The organism is Bacillus gaemokensis (genome assembly GCF_001590835.1).
GTDB classification, from domain to species: domain Bacteria; phylum Bacillota; class Bacilli; order Bacillales; family Bacillaceae_G; genus Bacillus_A; species Bacillus_A gaemokensis.
Genome location: NZ_LTAQ01000023.1, coordinates 134,505 through 155,554, shown reverse-complemented (window position 1 = coordinate 155,554; position 21,050 = coordinate 134,505). Strand labels below are relative to the sequence as shown.

Genomic DNA, 21,050 nt, shown 5'->3' with positions numbered 1-21,050 from the left:
AACAATATATTATAGCCGATTAACAAAAATTTGATAGACACTAAACCAAGTGAAAATAATGAAAAATCCAACAAAGAAAACGGAGATTAAAGTTCCTTTTAATGAACTTTTTTGATCGCGTTCGGTTTCTTGTTGATGTAATTTATGTTCCCCCATGGTTAACCCTCCTTGGATAAATGAAATCTTACAATTTTATAATACAAAAAATTTAGATAATTTAATTACGTCCGAATATGCTTTCAAAAAGTGTTCATTAATACAATAAAAACTATGTCTATGATGAGAAATTGTAAAATCACGACTTATTATAAGTTTTGGAGTGTGAAATTGTGAAGAAAATGTGAAATGAGTGCTGTTTTGAAATTTTCGAGAGAGATGTGTATGATTGTATTTGGATATAAACGAGGAGCGATTTCATGATTACGATAAAAACGAAACGAGAAATAGATTTGATGCGTGAAGCTGGTAAATTGTTAGCCTCTTGTCATCAAGAAATTAAAAAAATGATACAACCAGGTATTACTACGTTGGAAATTGATACATTTGTTGAAATATATTTAGACAAGCATGGTGCAACGCCTGAACAAAAAGGATACAATGATTATCCATATGCAATATGTGCATCTGTGAACGACGAAATGTGTCATGGATTTCCAACTGATAAAGCTTTAAAAGAAGGAGATATTGTTACGATTGATATGGTAGTGAATTTAAATGGTGCTCTTGCTGACTCTGCATGGAGTTATAAAGTAGGAGATATTTCTAAAGAGGCAGAAAAGTTATTACTAGTAACGGAAAATGCTTTATATAAAGGGCTTGAGCAAGCGGTAACGGGAAATTATGTTGGAGATATTGGGCATGCGATTGAGAGTTATGTAGCTTCGGAGGGGTTTTCTGTCGCAAGGGATTTTACTGGTCATGGAATTGGTAAGGTAATCCATGAAGAGCCAGCAATCTTTCACTTTGGAAAATCAGGTCAAGGACCAAAGTTACAAGAAGGAATGGTAATAACAATTGAGCCGATTGTAAGTGTAGGTATGAGATATTCAAAAATAGATTTAAATGGCTGGACTGCAAGGACAATGGATGGGAAGCTATCAGCACAGTATGAGCATACGGTAGCAATTACAAAGGATGGACCGGTTATTCTGACGACTATTTAACGAGGAAATACAAAATGTAAGAGTTATCAAAACTCGAACGAAAATGATGTTTTTGTAAAATTTGTACGTGTTTTTTCTAGAAATACTTTTCAAAATAAAAAAAGTGCGTTATAATCCTCCTATAAATAAATAGGTTAGCTACACTCATATAATCGCGGGGATATGGCCTGCAAGTTTCTACCGAAGTACCGTAAATACTTTGACTATGAGTGAGGACGAATATATTGCTGGTTTAGCATTCTTTTTTGCGAAGCTCCAAAAGCACGTCTCTCACTTGTAACGAGTGGTGGCTGCTTTTGGAGTTTTTTATTTGCATAAGAGGGGGAACAAACATGAAAGTATTACAAGAAAAGATTTTAAACGAAGGTAAGGTTTTATCTGGTGATGTATTAAAGGTAGATGCATTTTTAAATCATCAAATTGATCCAGTACTTATGCAAGAAATCGGAAAAGAATTTGCACAGCGTTTTAAAGAAGAGAATATTACAAAAATCGTGACGATTGAATCTTCAGGAATTGCACCAGCGGTTATGGCTGCGTTAGAACTTGGTGTGAAAGTAATCTTTGCAAGAAAGCGTAAATCGTTAACGTTACAAGATAATATGTATGTTGCGAAAGTATACTCATTTACAAAACAAGAAACGAATGAGATTTCATTATCTAGAAATCATATTGATGAAAACGACCGTGTTTTAATTATTGATGACTTTTTAGCAAACGGTCAGGCTGCTTTAGGCTTAATAAGTTTAGTGGAGCAAGCTGGAGCAAGTATTGCAGGCATTGGTATTGTAATTGAAAAAGCATTTCAAGATGGAGGAAAGAAACTGCGTGAGAGTGGTATTCGTGTAGAATCACTAGCAGAAATTGCATCACTTGATAACGATACTGTTACATTTGTTCAGCAAGCGACTGCGGAGGTGAAATAGTCATGAAGCAACACCCATTTAAAATCGCATCCCTTGGCATGCAGCATATGCTAGCGATGTATGCTGGCGCAATTATTGTTCCGCTTATTGTGGGCGGGGGACTTGGCTTAAATCAACGAGAATTAACTTACTTAGTATCTATCGATTTATTAATGTGTGGTGTCGCAACGATTTTACAAGCGCTATCGAATCGCTTTTTTGGAATAGGCCTGCCGGTTGTACTAGGCTGTACATTTACAGCAGTTGGACCGATGATTGCAATCGGTAAGCAGTACGGTGTTTCTTCTATATACGGGGCGATTATTGCAGCAGGGTTATTCGTTGTTATTTTCGCAAAGCTATTTGGAAAGCTAGTGAAATTGTTCCCACCTGTGGTAACTGGTTCTGTTGTTACAGTCATTGGAGTTACACTAGTTCCAGCAGCTATTAATGATATGGCTGGGGGAGTAGGAAGTAAAGATTTTGGGAGTCTAGAAAATCTAGCATTAGCATTTGGAGTTTTATTATTTATTATAATTATGTATCGTTTCTTTGATGGTTTTATCCGTTCAATTTCTATATTACTTGGTCTTTTATTTGGTACGATTATTGCAACGTTTATGGGGAAAGTGAGCTTACAAGCTGTTGGGGAAGCAGATTGGTTCCATGGTATTCAGCCATTTTACTTCGGTACACCCACCTTTGAATTAACGCCGGTTATTACGATGATTCTTGTTGCTTGTGTTGGTATTGTTGAAGCAACTGGTGTGTATTTTGCTTTATCGGATATTTGTAACAAAAAGATCGGTGAGCAAGAGTTAACAAAGGGTTATCGTGCAGAAGGATTAGCAATGATTTTGGGCGGTGTTTTTAATGCCTTTCCATATACGACGTATTCTCAAAACGTAGGTCTTATTCAGTTAACGGGTGTACGAAATCGAGTTATCATTTATACGTGCGGTGGCATGTTAATCATTCTTGGTTTTATTCCTAAAATTGCAGCTATCACAACGGTTATTCCAAAACCAGTCCTTGGCGGTGCTATGCTAGCGATGTTTGGTATGGTTATGGCATATGGTATTAAAATGTTAAGTAGCGTAGACTTTGCTAAGCAAGAAAATTTATTAATTGTAGCATGTTCTGTTGGAATCGGACTTGGTGTCACAGTAGTTCCAACATTATTCTCGCAGCTTCCAGAAAGTGTTCGTATTTTAACAGATAACGGAATTGTACTTGGAAGTGCGTCAGCGGTACTTTTAAATATCGTATTTAATATGGTTCCGCAGCGAAAAGCGAAAACAAAAGAAGAACAAGTTCCAATGCAAAGTGTTGCATCGGAAGCGTAAGTAAAAAAGCAAGGTTCTCGTTAAGAGACCTTGCTTTTCTTTTTTAGTGGCATCATCTTTCCATATGTACCTAGGCGCCAAATATATTCGAGCAGGCCGTATTGGTAATGGGAGAGCCACCAGCGGCTAATAAAGATTTGTAATGTATAAAAACCAATGCAAAACAGTGGACCTACCCATAATGGTACTGGTAAGGAGTTTTTGAAAAATAGACCAAACACGACCAATGTGATAATTGTTTGTGAAATGTAATTTGTTAGTGCCATCCGTCCTACATATTGGAATGGACGGAATAGCTTTTGCCATCTTTCTCGCTGTAATAAACGCATGAGTGTGAAAATGTAAAAGATAAATAATGTTTTCCCGCTAAACATTGTAAAGCCGGTCATGTAGATTGGTTCATATGGTTGTTTTGTTACAAAGTAACGAATCATAAAGAACCACATCGGTAATGTTAAAGTGAACATAATGATTTGCCATTTTTTTAGTTTTGGATCTAATTCTTTCGTTCGGCGGAATATATCTTTTTTACCAACATATAAGCCGAGTAAGAACAATCCAACTGTTTCTGGAAGCATGGAAATGTTTATTTGGATTGCTTCAGAATAAAAGGCTGTAAAGCGATCTTGTACTTGTAAGCCCCAATTTTCTAAAGGCATAATTGGCAGGGAAGTTCGTAATTCCTCTATGGGTAAAAACGCAAAGAATAGACTAGCTAATAGCGTGAGAAACTGGTAAATTCCTAATAGAATTAATGCCCATATCAAAATTGTACGAGGCTTTCTCTTATAAAATAATAATAAGAAAAATCCTGCGATTGCATAACTATGTAAAATATCCCCATCCCATAAGAGGACGTAATGTGTAAATCCGAATAATAATAAGATAAGAAGACGACGAACAAATAATGTTTTGGGATGATCTGTTTTCGCCTCAGCGCGTTGCATAAAAATGTAGAAACCTAATCCAAATAAAAATGAAAAAATAGTATAAAACTTTGTTTGAATAAACATATCATAGAACAGGCGAATATAACTGTCTAATCCTTCATAACTTCCTGTGATATCACGAGAGTCAACGCCAGCGATAACAGGCCAGTTAACAAGAAAAATACCGAATACAGCAATCCCTCTAATAATATCAATAGAATGAATCCTCTCGCCTTGTGAAATAGTTTGTGTCATTATGTTCCTCCTTTAATTAAATCCCTCTTATTATACAAAATGTAAGGAGAAGGAGATAGAGGACATTTCCAATTTTTGAGACTGTTAAGATGATTGATATGAGATATAATAAGAGTGCACAACAAGTTTTAAACTCCTTTAAAACAGGCAGTAAAAAGCTCCTTTTCCCAAGGAGCTTTCTTTTTTGAAGAAAATTATTGATAATGATTCTCTTTAATGATAAAATGTATTTAAAAGTGATAATCATTATCAAAAGGATGGTGTATTACATATGGTATATGCATTTGTTGCAGGAACGGTTGCTGTATATGCTGTCGTTACAAAGTATGTATTAAATGGAGTAGGAGCAACAAAATGAACAATCTAACATAAGATCCCTTTCATCTGTAAAAAGAATGAAGGGGATTTTTTATTTTTGGTGAGAATATCCTGAAAATTTAGTATGATAAGAGGGTATATACATCTTGGGATAAAGGGGAACAAGGGGATGACAAACATAGTACAGACAAACAGTATACAAAAACTTGTTTGTTTTTATGAAGAATGGCAGAAGAACGGTGATACGGAAAATACTTTGAAGTTGTTTGAAGTGATTCAAAAGTATAAGCAAGAACAACTCATGATTGCTTTTTGCGGTCATTTTTCTGCTGGGAAATCGACAATGATGAACCACTTATATAAAGCGCAGTTATTACCAACAAGTCCGATTCCGACAAGTGCGAACGTTGTTAAAATTGAAAAAGGGCAAGACCGAATCGTTGTTACAGTAAAATCTGGAGAGCAATACGAATATGACGGTGCATACTCAGCGGAAGAATTGAAGCAGCTTTGTAAAAATGGTGATGAAATAATCGGTGTTCATATTTATCGAAATGATGCACCAATTCCTGATGGCGTCATGCTTGTTGATACGCCTGGAATTGATTCAACAGACGATGCACATCAATTGGCGACGGAATCAACGCTCCATCTTGCAGATGTTATTTTTTATATGATGGATTATAATCATGTTCAATCAGAAGTGAATTTGCAGTTTGTAAAAGAATTGAAACAACGTAATAAAACGGTTTATCTTGTTGTTAATCAAATCGATAAGCATAAAGAAAATGAGTTGTCATTTGAGGACTATAGAAAGAGTGTGAAACAATCATTTTCTAACTGGGATATTGAAGTGGAAGGCATTTTTTATACTTCGTTACGCATGATGAACCATCCGTATAATGAAATTCAAAGATTAGAGGGATTACTCTCTTCTATTATGAAAGAGCGTGGGCAGTATGTGAGAAATGGTATGAAAAGGGAAACCGAATATTTACTACAAGAACATTTTGCATTCGTTCTTTCAGAAAATGAAAAACAACTCATGCCATATCAAACAGAATTAGCATCAACGTTATCGATTTCAGACGTAATTGAAAAGAAGGAAGAGCTCATTGAAAATAAACGACGTGTTGCTAGTAAAGAATCAGATGTAAAAAATAAATTTGTGAATAGCCTTCAAGCAATATTAGATAACGCTTACTTAATGCCGTTTGAAATGAGAGAGTTAGCAAATCAATATTTAGAAACAAAACTAACAAAATTTAAAGTTGGTTTGCTATTTGCAAAGGGAAAAACAGAGCAAGAAAAACAGCGGCGTTTAGATGCTTTTTATTCAGAACTGAAAAAAATAGTTGAAACACAGCTTGATTTTCATGTAAAAGAGTTTATTGTGTCTTTCTTAAAGGATGAAGGTGTGTTTACAGAAGAAATCGGCAAAGACGTATACGCACTGCACATTTCTTTTGGTACTGAATTGCTAGCAGAAACGATTAAACAAGGTGCAGGATTTACAGGCGATTATTTGCTACTTTATACAGCGGATGTTGCGAATGAGCTGAAGAAACGATATTTTACAAAGTCACAGCAAATTTTTGAAAAAAGTACGATTGCTTTACAAAAGAAGGTGCAGAAAGAGGTTGCTCATATCGAACAAGAGATTGAGCAGTATACTGTTTTACAGACAGCGAAAGAAACGAAATTACAATATATTAAGGCATATGATGAATACGAGAACTATTTGCAAGGTATTTGGTACGATCGTGTACATGTACCAGACGGATTAAATATAGAAAAAGTTTTACAAGGTAAAAAGCAGGTTGTAAACGAAAAGTTTACACTACAAGAACACGAGGTACCAAGCAATAGCGTTTCTTATAGTGAGGCAAATACAAAGATTACAGCAAAATTAAATATTCATCGCATATTAGAACAAGTAAGGCAAGCAGAAATTATACTAGAGCCTCTTCCTACACTTAAGCATTTACATCAAGAAGTTGTTGGAAAGAGAAAGCGTGTTGAAGCAAAGCAATTTACAGTAGCGTTATTTGGGGCTTTTAGTGCAGGGAAATCATCATTTGCAAATGCATTGCTTGGTGAGAATGTACTGCCTGTATCACCAAATCCGACAACGGCGACGATTAATCAGATTTTACCGGTTACGGAAGAAAAACCTCATGGTACAGTAGTGGTTCAATTTAAATCAAAGCAAGCTTTACTAGAAGATATGAAAGCCGTTTATAAATTATTTCATTGTGAAATAGCAACATTTGAAGAGGCGCTATCACAAATTGATACAATCCTACAATACTCGTCACCAAGTGGAAAACAAAAAGCAACATTTAGTTTTTTACGTGCGGTACAAAGAGGATATCATGCAGTTTCTGATCATTTGGGAGACCAAGTACAAGTTACATTAGAAGAATTCTCTGATTATGTAGCGAATGAAGAAAAATCATGTTTTGTTGAATATATGGAACTGTACTATGATTGTGCTTTAACGAGACAAGGGGTTGTACTCGTTGATACGCCAGGAGCAGATTCTATTAATGCTCGCCATACAGATGTTGCATTCCAATATATTAAAAATGCGGATGCAATTTTATTCGTAACATATTACAATCATGTCTTTTCAAGAGCGGATCGTGAATTTTTAATTCAGCTTGGCCGTGTAAAAGATACATTTGCGCTTGATAAAATGTTCTTCTTAATTAATGCAGCGGACTTAGCTCAGTCTGAGGAAGAATTAGAGATGGTAAAAGGATATATTGCAGACCAGCTTTTACAATATGGTATTCGAAATCCACGTTTATTTGCAATTTCAAGCTTATGTGCACTTGAGGAAAAACAAGAAAAGAGTATTCCAAAAGAAAAGTACGGTATTTTGCAAAATTCGGGAATTGCAAAGTTTGAGGAGTCATTCACGTCCTTTATGATGCGAGATTTAATGCTTGTGTCTGTCCATTCTTTGTATGGCGCTTTGCAAAGTGCACAGCAGCTTCTTACAAATATGATACAGGGAGCAAAGCAAGGAAATGATGAGAAGGAAAAACAGACAAAAAAATATGAAGCAGAACGTGAAGAACTGCTTCGTGTCATTTCATCATATAGTGTATTGGCAGAAGAACAGGCAATGCACAATGAAGTGAAAGAACTGTTGTATTATGTAAAACAGCGCTTGTTTTTACGTTATAACGATGTGTTTACTGAATTTATTAATCCAGCTTCACTGCGAACAGATGGAAATGTGAAAACTCAGCTTCAAGAATGTACGATGGAACTTGTATCATTTATTCAACACGATTTATTGCAAGAAATGAGAGCTACATCACTACGCCTTGAAAAATGGATTGGTGAAGCTATGCAGCTTGCACAGCGTGAAATTATAGTGAAATGTAAGGCGGAAAACGAATTTGTTTCTATGAATGGAATAGTGGATTATGAATACAAAGTTATTGCACATAAAGATCCATTTCCTTCTATAGAAATAAAAAATTTCAAACAGGCATTATCTCATTTTAAAAATGAGAAAAGTTTCTTTGAGAAAAATGATAAAGCTCTAATGCAAGAAGATGCTAAGGAAACATTGGAGCCTTTTGTATCCCAATATGTAATGGATGAGGAAGATTTATTTATCCATCATTATAAGCAAGAATGGGAGACGAAATGGAACCTAGTACAAAGAGTGATGGGGCAAGATGTTGAACAATATTACGAAAGTGTATTGTTTGCTTTAGCGGAAACAATTGATGTATCGCTATATGAACAAAGTAAGGAACAATTGCAGAAGCAATTAGCAGCAATTGAAAAAGAAATTCATGTTTTGTAAACATTATGAAAAAAAGATTCGCTCAATTTTCTTTTGCAATACAGCATCCAGTGATTTTACGAATCCTGCAAATTCATCTGTAGAAATCATATGGGTAAGAACTAAGCGCCTTCCGTCTGGCGTTTCACCGCATAAGACGAACGAGGAAAACTCATATGTTTTTCCTTCTACAACTAATTTTGGATAGGAATATGTTCCATTTTTCTTTTTCTTTCCATCAATCGAGATGACGTTGCACTTTTTCTCATTGTTGTCCATGGGGAATCCCTCCTTTGTATTACTTATGGTAGACAAGGAGGGTTTAGAACAATAGAGAAGGGAGAATTTTTATGGGGATTGTAATAGAACAGATTTCTAAAGACGTGGCACCTAAGTCGTTACTGTTGCTCGCTGATCCAAGTGAACAGCAAATTAATTTATATTTACAGCGCGGGCTTATATATGCTGCAAAAAAGGAAGAAAACGTTATAGGTGTATATGTATTGCTTGAAACAAGGCCTAAAACAATGGAAATTATGAATATTGCCATTTTAGAGGAGTTACAAGGACAAGGAATTGGTAGACAGTTGTTACAACATGCGATCATAACTGCTAAGGAACATCATATGCACAAACTCGAAGTAGGGACAGGAAATTCTAGTATTTCACAGCTCACATTATATCAAAAATGTGGTTTTCGTATTTTTTCTATTGATTTTGATTACTTTTCGAAGCATTATGAAGAAGAGATTATTGAAAATGGGATTGTATGCCGTGATATGATTCGGCTTACAATGGAACTCATGTAGTCTATTTTTAGTGAAGCACTGGCATGGAAATATACATTACTTAGGGGGAAGAGAAGATGGAAGTACATAAAGCAATTACAGCACATTCTCGTAAACAAAATGAAATTGTTACAACATTTTTACAGCTAGAAGCGCAGCGTGAAGCGGCAATTGAAGCGGCGGTATCACTTGCATCAAATGGAAAACATTTCTCATTGGATGCCATTAACATGGTAACAAAGCAAATCAATAATCTTGCTAAACGAGGTGTTGCACCGCAACGTAAAATTGTAACAGAAGATATGGTTATGGAGTATGTAGGTCGCTTGCAAGAGAAAGAAGGTCGTTAAGTATGATTGTTACAGTCGAATGGTTACGTGATCATATAGAAGATGAACATGTCCGTATAGTCGATTGTTGTTTTGACTTAGCAAACCCAAGTTGGGGAAGAGAACAGTATGAGAAAGAACACATTCCTCATGCAGTATATTTTGATTTGAATCTTGATTTATCAAGCCCCGTTAAGGAGCATGGTGGACGTCATCCACTTCCAAATGTTGAGGATTTTGCAGAAAAACTTTCTCAAGCTGGTATTGATGAAAATACGACAGTTATTGCGTACGATAGTCAAGCGGGTGCAATGGCTTCGCGTCTTTGGTGGCTATTAACATATGTAGGACATCAAAAAGCATATGTGTTAAATGGTGGTTTGCCAGCTTGGAAGGAACAAAACTTACCTACAACAACGGAAGCTTTAGCTATTGTGCAAAAGAAGTTCACACCAGTTATACAAGAAAATTTACTTGTAACGATGGAAGATGTGAAAGAAAAAATTCGTACAAATGTAGATGTAACGTTAATTGATTCTAGAGAGCCGAAGCGTTATGCTGGAATTGAAGAACTTATTGATTCTCAAGCTGGTCATATTCCAACAGCGGAAAACTATTTTTGGAAAGATGGAATTACAGCGGGAGGACAATTCAAAAATAAGGCTGAACAACAAGAACGTTTTCGTCATCTGAATAAAGAGACAGAAACAATAGTCTATTGTGGCTCTGGAGTTTCAGCATGTCCAAATGTATTAGCGTTACAATCGGCTGGTTTTCGTAACGTCAAGTTATATGCTGGAAGCTGGAGTGATTGGATTTCTTATCCAAAAAACCAAATTGCAAAAGAAGGACAGTAACCTCTTGCATGGGAAAATATTTTGTATTAAAATAAGGTCACAAGCAAGAAGTTGCTTTAGAACATTATATTTTACACATTGCATGCAATGTGATAATATAACGACAAGCAAATAAAACATCCTGCGGTGTACGTAACTTATTTATGTCTAAAACCGATGTTAGTTATACGGAAGCTCAAGATTTAGCGACCATCATCAAGCCTTCCCTTGTGGAGGAAGATGTACGGTAACTGTGAGGGCATCCACCTGCGAGTAGCGGGTTTTTGGACATTTACGAGGGACGGCACGTGCGGGGGTCTTATTTCAACTAACATTATATAAAATTCCTACGGTGTACGTAGCTTATGTATGTCTTAAACCAATAAGTATAATATGGAAGTTCAATATCTAAATGTTAACAGCATGCCATCTTTTTAAGAAGGAAGCTGAAAGCATTTGTGAGAGCATCCACCTGTGAGAGCAGGTTTATGGACATCTAGAGAGAACGGCATGTGTGGGGCTATATAAAAACCTTGCGTTTTATACGTAAGGTTTTTTTGTTGTAGGAAACTTTTTTCGGTACACTAGTGCTCACGAATAATAAAGTCCTTTAAAAAATAAAATAGTTGTTTAAAAGATGGTATAGAATTGGATTTTTATACCATCTTCTTTAATTTATTTGTATAATAAAAGGATATTTCGATATTCGGTTAATTAATAAAAGGGCAGTATTGGGGAGGAAATGGAAATGAAGGATTCGTTTACAATATATACTAGCATGTCACATTGTTTAAATTTTATGATTTATATTCAAAATATTTATTTTAATCAAAAAGAGGAAAAAGAAAATTTGAAGTTTCCTTACATAGCAAGAAAATTAAATTTCTCCAATGATTTTGAAGCGAACTTTAAAGAATTATGGAGCACGCTTCGTAAACAAATCGCTAATGAGAAAAATGAAATGCAGACTTTTTACGAGGAGAATCATATATTTTATGAGCATCTATTTGAAGCAGATTTATCTAATGAAGAATCATTTAAGGAAATTGTTCGTTGCTTTGAAGTATGGTGGACAAGCTTAGCAGGTGGCTTCTCATTAGAACGTTCTGTCGATGAGTATGGACAACAGCTTTATAATGACTTGATTTTGTACCTTGAACAAAACCAAATAGAGCCTTTAAAGCAATTGCATATTAGTTTAATTTATGACGAATGTGTATTAGCTGAAGAAAACATTTCTTCTTGCTCTGCCATTTTACCTACCTAAAACTTTTTTATGAATTATAAAGATATGGTTACTAAATTATCGAAATGTTTTAATGAGGCTTAAAGGGGACGATTATTAATTATTCGCTTTCCGAAAATTAAACAACTTTATTATTCCTTTAAATTAAAGGCTGCAACAAATAAAACTTATTTTTAAACAACGTTAAAACCACCTACTAGATTAACTTGTAGGTGGTTATTGCATTTCTAGGATTAAAATTAAACAACTTTATTATCTCTGCACAACTAGAAATGGTTGGAATTTCATTGTGTGGAAAGCATAAAAATATTAGAAATCAAATGCCTCCCCAATGATGGGAGTTTTACTTGAATGTTATCTGTGTTCACCTGTAAATTTTCCATAATAAACATAACATTTTCGGTCTTCATCAATCTCTCTTGAATCTAAGGTGAATTCCATAGGCATTCCATTCCTTTGAATATACAGAATATCTGAATGAAGAGACGATAAGATTTCTTCATGATTCCACACATCTTTACTTTCTATTAAAATAGAATCTGCTCCTTGTAGTTCTCTAATCTCAAAACCTATATGGGAATATGTAGGTTCTGAAGGATCATCGAAGAACGTTTCTTTTTGGACATATAATACTGCTGTTCTGTCGGGATCCATCGCGGTCGCTGTTACGACATACGTATCCCCTTCTTTAATGAAGTACTCACAAGTCATCCTTGCGACGGCTTCAGAAACAGAAATATCCGCATAGTTCCATAGGGCAGGATATTGTTTAGCTTCATCATTGAGTCGATATTCTAACCGCAATTGTAATCCCTCTTCCTTTTTCTTCTACTTTATCATGAATTCTTTTATAATAAAAATATAATATATAAAGGAGCGTTGGAAAGTGACAAAAACCAAATGGTTAGTAACAGGTGTTCTTACTTCTTTAATGACTAGCACTTTATCTGGCTGTACAGAAGATCTCCCTCCAAAACCGAAAGATAAGAGTTGTGCTGATTGGGATTGGGATGATGAACTTGGCGTGTGGCGATGCGATGACAGCCGTTCAAGTTATCATGGGCATTATTATTACGCTAGTAGATACTATCAAAATAAATCAACCTTCAAAAATTCTTCTGAATTTAAGTCCTATCAAGCTTCGTCCGAATTTAAAGGGGGAATTGGAAGCGGTTCAAAGGGTGGATTCGGAGGTTAGATTATGTCGCTTTACATAAAGAAACGAAGTCAATTTTACTCAAGCTTCCCTCACTTTTGGTCTGACTTATACGGGAGTGAGTATAGCCTTTTTCATGTTTTTGAAATAACAGAACAAACGATTCAAGGTTTGCAGTTAGCGACAGAACGAATGGGAAAAGTATTTTTTAAGACTGCTAGACTTCTTCGGACCTTGTCTGACTCTCAGCTTCTTGAATTTGGTTTTCCATCTTCAAGTCTGCCTTTTATTAGAATGAAATCTCTGTTTCCTGAATCTGTTATTTCACGTTTTGATTTTGCTTTGACGGATGGTGGTATCAAAATGCTTGAGTTTAATAGTGATACCCCAACTTTTATTGTGGAATGCTTCCAAATGAATGGTAAAATTTGCGAAGAATTAGATTATCATGATCCGAATAAGAATCAGGAACGGCTTCTTTCTTCTGGTATCACAAAAGCTGTGATGGAGGCTGCTAAAGGAATAGAAAGACCAAAGGTTGTCTTTACAGCCCATCATGAACATATAGAAGATTGGAATACGACTGTGTATTTGAGTCAGCTATGTCAGGTTAAAAACAAAATGGTATCAATGTCAGAACTCAGAATTACTGAAGATGCTTTACTCGACGGAGATGGTGTTCCAATTGATATTTTGTATCGCCAGACATACCCTATTGAAGACTTAGTTGAGGACCAGGATCCGAAAACCGGAGATTTTGTAGGGATTGAGCTACTGCAACTTGTAAAGAAAGGGAAGCTCTTTATTATCAATCCGCTTTCATCCTTTCTACTTCAGCCGAAATCAATTCAATGCTTGATTTGGGGATTAGCTGAGGTAGGTGCTTTTTATACAAATGAGGAACGACAATGGATTAAAGAATATATGCTTCCTACTTACTTAGAGCCAGATTTATTTTTAGGAAAAAGTTCTTTTGTTCAAAAACCTTCGTTCGGTAGAGAAGGCGACACGGTTACAATTCGTGATAAAGATACTAATATTGTTAATCAAAATTCATATCAAACGTATAAAAAAGAGCTTCCTGTATTTCAAAAATATATAAAGCTTCCAGTTGTCTCTCTTGAGACAGAAAAGGGGAAAGAGAAGTTGTCATATGTGTTTGGATCATTTTTAATTGCTGGAAAGCCAAGTAGTATTGGTATACGTGCTGGTGAAAAAATTACGGGGAATGAATCTTATTATTTACCTGTAGGAATTAAAAAGGAGGATTATAAATGATAAATTTCTTACTTTATTTAGCAGTTTCAATTGGTCTTTTATGTATTGGTCTTTTTCTTATGGAAATTACAACAAAAGTGAAGGAATTTTCGTTAATGGCTAAAGGGAATAAAGCAGCAAGCTATGCACTTGGAGGAAGACTGCTTGGGCTTGCTATTGTCTTGTATTCGACTGCTGCTCATTCTGTTTCATTAATGGATATGGTTTTATGGGGAGCGATTGGAGTTTTAGCGCAAATTATTGTGTTTTATTTAGCTGAATGGCTCACACCACGCTTTAATATCAATCAAAGCATCGAAGAAGATAACCAGGCTGTCGGACTTTTCCTTATGTTTTTATCAATTTCCATCGGAGTTGTTATTGCTGGGTGTTTAACATATTGAAAAACCTTACGTTTTATTATGAAATTGTAGAAATATATGGAGATATTGAAACGTACTTTCTCCAAGCGTGTAATCTTGAGAAGAGGAGCATACAAAATCTTAAACAATTAGTACTAGAATAGGCGTGCTTTTATTCGATTCATTTTCTAGGAAATACTTGTTGTAATAAGGAAAAGTTTGAATCCAAGGTGTTGACATCTATTTTAAATAGGAGTAACATTTTCTATATAATAAAAAAATAAGTCTCTGTTAGGTGAGGCTCCTGTATAGAGAAATGCTACTGCCCAAAAATGTCGAGAGACGCCAATGGGTCAACAGGAATGATCGAATTAAGGTTTTTCTTAACGTAGCTGGTAACGTACCTATGCTATACAGTGCTAAAACTCGGCGAGGGAGAGGTTCGTGGATTTCTAAAATGATTAGGAATCGCTTATTTGTGTATGTACCAGACCTTTACTCGTTTACGAGTAGAGGTCTTTTTATTAACAAGCTATGCGTACTGTCATAGTATAAATAACTACTAAAAAACAAATGAGGAGGTGAGGAGCATGTCAAATTCTGACTCGGTTCCGTTACCCATATACTTCAAAATAAAAATATATGATGTAGGCAGGAAACGATTTGTTCCTCCCTCTATATTTATCATAAGATAGCGATCAGCATATAGTTATGAGCTGAAATAATTATAAGTTGAGCGTAGACACTTTGACTGAATGTGAAGAAATATGCATTGTCAAAGTGAGATAAATTGAGAAAACAAAGCGTTTCTTCCTATGTTGTAAAGGAGGAGACGATAGTATGTTATATGTAAACAAACTTGTGGGTAACATATCTCATAAACAAAGTAAAAAAGTGATGAAAGAACAATCGATGCTTCAAAAAAATAGAGACTTGTTGATTGAAATAGCAACAAGAGACGTGAAATCTGTATTTGCTTATTTTAAAACAACAAGAGAGGGTCTTTCTGTGAGAGAAGCGCAGAAACGCATTCATGTGTATGGGAAAAATGAATTAACTTCTAAACGAGCACTTCTTTCTGATGTAATGATGAAATTAGGCCAAATGATTCCTGCATTTTCAAAACAACGTACTGATCAGGAAATCGAATGTGAAATGGTAACAGTTACTGTTTCTAGAGTGGAAGGAATTACAGTTCCAGGGATGAATAATGAATCAAAAATAATGAAGCTGCCAGTCGAAGAACTTGTTCCTGGAGATATGGTTTTTCTTTCAGCAGGTGATACAGTACCAGCTGATGTACGTATTATTTATGCAGAAGACTTATTAGTAAATGAATCTATGCTAACAGGGAAAGAAATGGATGTAGAGAAGTTTGAAAGTTGTTACCATCTTGAACGCAAAAGATTTATTCCATTAAAACGTATGAAAGATTACAATCCACTTCAACTTGAAAATGTATGTTTTAGAGGTACACGTATTGTAAATGGAAGTGCAAAGGCTGTTGTGATTTCAACTGGTAAAAACACGTATTCTGGTTTGCTTCATACATGTTGTGGTCAAACATCTTAAACCGTTAATGGTGCTAAATATAGAAAAACATTGTATAATAAGTAGAGTTGAACAGAAACGTAGAATGGTAATCTATTTATATAACCTTACGTGATGACGTGAGGTTATTATTTTTTTATTAGGAGAGGAATTATGAAAAAAGTATTGTTAGTTGATGGTATGGCACTATTGTTTCGTGCTTTTTACGCAACAAGTGTCTATGGACAATTTATGAAACGACAAGATGGTACCCCAACAAATGGGATTCATGGTTATATGAAACATTTATTAACAGCAGCGCAAGCGATTGAACCGACACATATTGTAACGTGCTGGGATATGGGAAGTACGACATTCCGCACGGAATCGTTCTCAAATTATAAAGCAAACCGTGCGGCGCCACCAGAAGAATTAATTCCACAATTCGATTTAGTGCAAGAAATGACTTCACATCTGTCTATTCCTGTAATTGGATTGAAAGGCTATGAAGCAGATGATTGCATTGGTACGTTAGCGAAAGAATATTGTAGTGAGGCAGAAGTATATATATTAACCGGTGATACAGATTTACTACAGCTCGTTGATACGAACGTTACAGTTATGCTTCTTCGTAAGGGAATTGGGAACTATGAGTACTATACACCAGAGAAGATTATGGAAGAAAAAGGGGTAGAGCCTTGGCAAATCGTTCATGCGAAAGCATTTATGGGAGATACAAGTGATAACTATCCAGGTGTAAAAGGTATTGGAGAGAAAACAGCGTACAAGTTAATCCAAGAACATGGAACAGTAGCGACTGTTTTAGAAAATGTAGCGTCATTAACGAAAGCACAGCGTACAAAAATTGAGAGTGATTTAGAAAACTTAAATATATCATTACAATTAGCGCAAATTCATTGTGAGGTTCCGATTTCATGCTCACTTGAAGAAGGTCTTCATACAATTGATGAAGAAAAAATGAGATTTGTTTGCGGGCAAATGAACTGGGGAAGACCAGAAATATTTATAAATATGCTGTAAAAGCAATGCTAGAGAGATTGCTTACCACTATAGATAACGTCTGATCAAATATATGTTGATTAGGCGTTATTTTTTTGTCATTTCTTTTAATTAATAAAGTTATCAGAAAAAATACATAGTTTTCATTTGGAATTCAAATAGATTTCACACGAATCTTTTATTATAAAACTACACAGATAATCACTTATCTTTTATATAAATAATCCTTTGATAAGTTATTTGTAATAGTGAAGGAGGAAAAGAAACATGCGAAAAAAAATAAGGAAATCCTTTAAACAATTATTAATAGAGAACAAACAATTATTATTGAGTGATAAAGAGAACATAAGAGAAATAGAAGAGAAAATTGAAAAAAGGCATGTATCGTATCGTGTATCGAGTAATTGAATAAGATGAAATTTTATGTAAAACCTCTTTACTTATAGTTTGAAGAGGTTTTATATATGAATATATACTATAGGAACGCTATATATCGATAACGCTTTCAAGAGGGGCTTGTAACATAGAAAGAAGGGGAAAAAGTGGGGGAATTAATGGGAGAGATGGCCGTGCAGTTAATTCTTTGTATTTCATCAAAAAAAGAATTGTTAATAAAAAGTTCAAGTTACTAAGACAACAAAAATGGTTTCAAGAGAAGTATGGTGCCATGATTATGTTTCAGTCAGGTGTAAGAGAGTTTATTTTGGATTATGATATGGAGAGAATGCAAAAAATAATTTAGAAAGTATGATATTTCAGAAAGAGCTGAATGAAATATTAAAGAAATAATTCGTTATGATATTACGGTTAAATTAAATAATAGGTATTAGCAGGAATTTTTATTAAATAATTAGCTTCACTGTTTTGAAAAAAGGTTTTTCAAGAACACATGCTGTATATAGTTATTATTTACTTCATAAAAAATGGATAATTTAGGAGGAATAATAATGAAAACGGTTACTGAAGGGGCTTTATTATGGGAGCCATCACAGCAACAAATAGAAAAATCAGGTATCAGTGTTTTTATGAAATGGCTTAAACAAGAGAAGGGTTTATCTTTTGGAAATCAAAAAGAATTATGGGAATGGTCTGTTGAAGAACTTGAATCATTTTGGGAAAGCATTTGGAATTATTGCCATGTCAGTTCTAACACACCATATAATCAAGTTTTGGAATCAAGAAAGATGCCTGGGGCAAAATGGTTCACTGGTTCTACTTTAAACTATGCGGAACATGTCTTTCGAAGTAGTAGGGGAAATAAATCAGCAGTAATTTTTCAATCAGAAATCACTCCGAGAATAGAAATAAGCTGGAAAGAACTTCAGGAAAAGACGGCAATGGTTGCAAATTCCCTAAAGGGATTAGGAGTTAGAGCTGGGGACCGTGTTGTTGCTTATATGCCTAATATTCCTGAAACTATAATTGCTTTTTTGGCATGTGCCAGTATTGGAGCTATTTGGTCCAGCTGTTCTCCGGATTTTGGGACGGATACCGTTATTGATCGGTTTAAGCAAATTGAACCGACGATTTTATTTGCGGTTGATGGGTATTCTTACAACGGTAAAATTCAGAATAGAATAACAAATGTTTCAGAGCTTCAATTAAGTCTGCCTACCTTAAAGAAGACGATTTTAATTCCCTACATCAACAGTAGTGATACTGCTTTGAATAATCATACAATGTATTGGAATGAGATCTTACAGGGTGAGTGTGAACTTGTTTTCGAGAAGATACCATTTGATCATCCTCTTTGGATATTATTTTCTTCTGGAACAACTGGGTTGCCAAAACCAATCGTACAAAGTCAAGGTGGAATACTATTAGAACAGCTTAAGACATTATTAGTTGAACAGGGTGTTACCCAAGATGATGTGTTTTTTTGGTTTACAACGACAGGCTGGATGATGTGGAATCTTTTAGTGGGTGGTCTTTTGAGTGGGGGAACGATTGTTTTATATGACGGTAGCCCATCTTATCCTAGTATACATGTATTATGGGATCTTGCAGAAGAAGTTGGCGTTACTTTTTTTGGTACAAGTGCCGGTTTCCTAAGTGCTTGTATGAAATTCAGGATTGAGCCAAAAGAAAGACACAGTTTTTCAAAGCTAAGATCTATTTGTTCAACTGGTTCACCTCTACCTGTAGAAGGATTCTTATGGGTATATGAGAATGTGAAAACAGATGTATGGCTTGTTTCAACGAGCGGAGGAACGGATGTATGTACTGCATTTGTTGGTGGCTCTCCTATATTGCCTGTTTACGCGGGAGAAATACAAGCTCGTTCTTTAGGGGCACACGTACAATCCTTTGATGAAGAGGGAAATTCAGTTATTAATGAAGTTGGAGAATTGGTTATAACGGAACCGATGCCATCTATGCCTATTTATTTTTGGGGGGATGACAATAATAAACGTTATTTTGAAAGTTATTTTGAGATGTATCCAGGGATTTGGAGACATGGTGATTGGATCAAATTTGATGATAAAGGGAGCTGTGTTATTTTCGGGCGGTCAGATTCCACCATCAATCGGCTAGGGGTACGCCTAGGGACGAGTGAAATCTATCGTATAGTTGAGTCCTTAAATGATATTATGGAGAGTTTAGTGGTTGATTTAGAGCTCCTTGGACGAAAATCATTTATGCCGCTCTTTGTCGTGTTAAAACCTGGGGTTGATATGAGTGATAACTTAAAAGAAATAATAAAAGCTGAAATAAAAGAAAAGGTTTCACCTCGGTTTGTTCCTGACGAAGTTTATGTAGTAGAGCAAATCCCGAAAACATTGAGTGGAAAAAAATTAGAAGTCCCAATTCGTAAAATTTTACTAGGATTTCCGGCAGAAAAAGTAGTCAATCCAGGTTCTATGGTTAATCCTGAATCATTAAGATTCTTCATAGATTTAGCACAAATTATCAATGAGCAAGAATAATAGTTTTCTTGTTTATCTATTGAGCGAGTGATATCATTTTGGTGTTCTATGTAGATGACCATGGTAGAAAACCGACGATAACTAGCCCCGAAGAAATGGTTGCGATGTTAGTTTACGAAGATGCCAAGACATGTTATTGGAATATCGTAGGGGGATGCAAACTTGATGAACTCCTATTTTTGTGAAAAACAAGAACATTTCTAATTCAAATTTCAATTGCATTCCAATTATTTAAAAAGGCATAGTAATGAGAACAGAAAAAGGGAATAAACATTATATCGTGTGTTTTTGCCCTTTTTCTATGTGTTACTTTCTTATTTACAGTCAACTTCTTGTAAATAAGAAAGTAACTGGCTATGAATACGTAATAAAGTTTGGGTATCTTCCTCAGGCATCTTTTCTAATGCGGTTGCCATCGCGCGGTAAGAAGATGAATTCTTAATAGACTTTTGGACGACTTCTTTTCCTTTTGATGTAATGTTTAATTTAATTTCACGTCGATCTTCTTGAGATTGTTCTCTTTCTATAAATCCGAGTTGAAGGAGACCCTCAATACTTACACTGACGGTACTTTTAGGCAAAGACAGCAATTTTGTGACTGCTTTTAAAGTAAGATCTGGTTTGGCATAAATTGTGTTTAAAATTCCTATTTGGGATACAGTTAGTCCTAAGCTAACGGCATTTTGTTGTGTGAATGTTGCAGTTGTCTTTTGAATTGCTAAAAATGATTGCATAACCTTTGTGGCTGTTTGTAAGTTGTTATTCGGCATAACTGACCTATCCTTTCTTTCTAATAGTTCATTTATGAATAGTTCAATATTAAACTAAATACAATGGATAAGCAATGAATCTTGAAAAAAATAAATATAAAACGG

Annotated in this window: 19 protein-coding genes, 2 other RNA genes, 1 pseudogene and 2 riboswitches; of the genes and pseudogenes, 17 read left to right on the top strand and 5 right to left on the bottom strand. The window is 35.1% G+C overall.

The genetic code is table 11. The features are described 5' to 3' along the window. Nucleotides 1-9: 9 nt before the first annotated feature. A complete protein-coding gene (locus AZF08_RS30020) occupies nt 10-156 on the bottom strand; it encodes a cytochrome c oxidase subunit 2A (protein ID WP_153019549.1) in 147 nt (48 codons plus the stop codon). Between the two features lie 260 nt (nt 157-416). Between AZF08_RS30020 and AZF08_RS17805 the strand changes: the two genes are divergently transcribed. The 3 genes from AZF08_RS17805 to pbuX all read left to right on the top strand — a co-directional run bounded on the left by AZF08_RS17805 (nt 417) and on the right by pbuX (nt 3,414). Then, complete coding sequence (locus AZF08_RS17805) at nt 417-1,163, top strand: type I methionyl aminopeptidase (RefSeq protein WP_033674131.1); 747 nt, start codon at nt 417-419, stop codon at nt 1,161-1,163. Nucleotides 1,164-1,287: 124 nt separating this feature from the next. Next, a riboswitch (purine riboswitch) is annotated at nt 1,288-1,389 on the top strand. A 106-nt stretch (nt 1,390-1,495) separates the two neighbouring features. Beyond that, a complete protein-coding gene (locus AZF08_RS17800) occupies nt 1,496-2,089 on the top strand; it encodes a xanthine phosphoribosyltransferase (protein ID WP_033674130.1) in 594 nt (197 codons plus the stop codon). Between the two features lie 2 nt (nt 2,090-2,091). Next, nucleotides 2,092-3,414: a xanthine permease PbuX gene (gene pbuX / locus AZF08_RS17795; RefSeq protein ID WP_033674129.1), complete on the top strand. Its 1,323-nt coding sequence runs from the start codon at nt 2,092-2,094 to the stop codon at nt 3,412-3,414. A gap of 20 nt (nt 3,415-3,434) precedes the next feature. Here pbuX and AZF08_RS17790 read toward each other — a convergent pair whose 3' ends face one another. Beyond that, nucleotides 3,435-4,598 (bottom strand): DUF418 domain-containing protein, encoded by a 1,164-nt coding sequence (locus AZF08_RS17790; protein WP_033674128.1) that lies wholly within the window; start codon nt 4,596-4,598, stop codon nt 3,435-3,437. 487 nt (nt 4,599-5,085) lie between these two features. On the opposite strand from AZF08_RS17790, the gene AZF08_RS17785 reads away from it, so the two are divergent. Continuing rightward, nucleotides 5,086-8,745: a dynamin family protein gene (locus AZF08_RS17785; protein ID WP_033674127.1), complete on the top strand. Its 3,660-nt coding sequence runs from the start codon at nt 5,086-5,088 to the stop codon at nt 8,743-8,745. Between the two features lie 3 nt (nt 8,746-8,748). Here the strand turns inward: AZF08_RS17785 and AZF08_RS17780 are convergent, their stop codons facing one another. Beyond that, the gene (locus AZF08_RS17780) at nt 8,749-9,003 is read right to left on the bottom strand and encodes a DUF3931 domain-containing protein (protein ID WP_017152456.1); all 255 of its coding nucleotides are present in this window, start codon (nt 9,001-9,003) and stop codon (nt 8,749-8,751) included. A gap of 71 nt (nt 9,004-9,074) precedes the next feature. Between AZF08_RS17780 and AZF08_RS17775 the strand changes: the two genes are divergently transcribed. From AZF08_RS17775 to AZF08_RS17750, 6 genes and pseudogenes are all read left to right on the top strand, one after another. Beyond that, the gene (locus AZF08_RS17775; RefSeq protein ID WP_033674126.1) at nt 9,075-9,533 is read left to right on the top strand and encodes a GNAT family N-acetyltransferase; all 459 of its coding nucleotides are present in this window, start codon (nt 9,075-9,077) and stop codon (nt 9,531-9,533) included. 56 nt (nt 9,534-9,589) lie between these two features. Continuing rightward, nucleotides 9,590-9,862: a YpbS family protein gene (locus tag AZF08_RS17770; protein ID WP_033674125.1), complete on the top strand. Its 273-nt coding sequence runs from the start codon at nt 9,590-9,592 to the stop codon at nt 9,860-9,862. A 2-nt stretch (nt 9,863-9,864) separates the two neighbouring features. After that, nucleotides 9,865-10,698, top strand: a complete 834-nt coding sequence (locus AZF08_RS17765; protein WP_033674124.1) for a sulfurtransferase — start codon at nt 9,865-9,867, stop codon at nt 10,696-10,698. 115 nt (nt 10,699-10,813) lie between these two features. After that, a non-coding RNA gene (ssrS, locus tag AZF08_RS17760) (6S RNA) lies at nt 10,814-10,997 on the top strand. Nucleotides 10,998-11,018: 21 nt separating this feature from the next. Beyond that, nucleotides 11,019-11,202: non-coding RNA, 6S RNA (gene ssrS, locus AZF08_RS17755), on the top strand. Nucleotides 11,203-11,425: 223 nt separating this feature from the next. Continuing rightward, nucleotides 11,426-12,007 (top strand): annotated as a pseudogene (locus AZF08_RS17750) (hypothetical protein). A gap of 270 nt (nt 12,008-12,277) precedes the next feature. Here AZF08_RS17750 and AZF08_RS17745 read toward each other — a convergent pair. Next, on the bottom strand, nt 12,278-12,727 hold the full coding sequence (locus AZF08_RS17745) for a hypothetical protein (RefSeq protein ID WP_033674123.1): 450 nt from the start codon (nt 12,725-12,727) through the stop codon (nt 12,278-12,280). An 82-nt stretch (nt 12,728-12,809) separates the two neighbouring features. Between AZF08_RS17745 and AZF08_RS17740 the strand changes: the two genes are divergently transcribed. From AZF08_RS17740 to AZF08_RS17705, 7 genes are all read left to right on the top strand, one after another. After that, entirely contained in the window at nt 12,810-13,121 is a 312-nt protein-coding gene (locus AZF08_RS17740) for a hypothetical protein (RefSeq protein ID WP_033674122.1), read from the top strand. 3 nt (nt 13,122-13,124) lie between these two features. Then, a complete protein-coding gene (locus tag AZF08_RS17735) occupies nt 13,125-14,357 on the top strand; it encodes a glutathionylspermidine synthase family protein (RefSeq protein WP_033674121.1) in 1,233 nt (410 codons plus the stop codon). Beyond that, nucleotides 14,354-14,740 (top strand): DUF350 domain-containing protein, encoded by a 387-nt coding sequence (locus tag AZF08_RS17730; RefSeq protein ID WP_033674120.1) that lies wholly within the window; start codon nt 14,354-14,356, stop codon nt 14,738-14,740. Before AZF08_RS17735 ends, AZF08_RS17730 begins: the two co-directional genes overlap by 4 nt. Nucleotides 14,741-14,978: 238 nt before the next feature. After that, nucleotides 14,979-15,142: riboswitch (M-box (ykoK) riboswitch) on the top strand. A 396-nt stretch (nt 15,143-15,538) separates the two neighbouring features. Next, nucleotides 15,539-16,270, top strand: coding sequence for a P-type ATPase (locus AZF08_RS17725; RefSeq protein WP_033674119.1), 732 nt, complete (start codon nt 15,539-15,541; stop codon nt 16,268-16,270). 132 nt (nt 16,271-16,402) lie between these two features. Then, nucleotides 16,403-17,269: a 5'-3' exonuclease gene (locus tag AZF08_RS17720; protein ID WP_033674117.1), complete on the top strand. Its 867-nt coding sequence runs from the start codon at nt 16,403-16,405 to the stop codon at nt 17,267-17,269. Between the two features lie 246 nt (nt 17,270-17,515). Beyond that, nucleotides 17,516-17,656: an FbpB family small basic protein gene (locus AZF08_RS17715; RefSeq protein WP_006094338.1), complete on the top strand. Its 141-nt coding sequence runs from the start codon at nt 17,516-17,518 to the stop codon at nt 17,654-17,656. 539 nt (nt 17,657-18,195) lie between these two features. Next, nucleotides 18,196-20,175 carry an acetoacetate--CoA ligase gene (locus AZF08_RS17705; protein WP_033674116.1) on the top strand — a complete coding sequence of 660 codons (1,980 nt, stop codon included), beginning with the start codon at nt 18,196-18,198 and terminating at the stop codon, nt 20,173-20,175. A gap of 314 nt (nt 20,176-20,489) precedes the next feature. Here AZF08_RS17705 and AZF08_RS17700 read toward each other — a convergent pair whose 3' ends face one another. Next, entirely contained in the window at nt 20,490-20,945 is a 456-nt protein-coding gene (locus AZF08_RS17700) for a MarR family winged helix-turn-helix transcriptional regulator (protein WP_033674115.1), read from the bottom strand. Between the last annotated feature and the right edge of the window lie 105 nt (nt 20,946-21,050).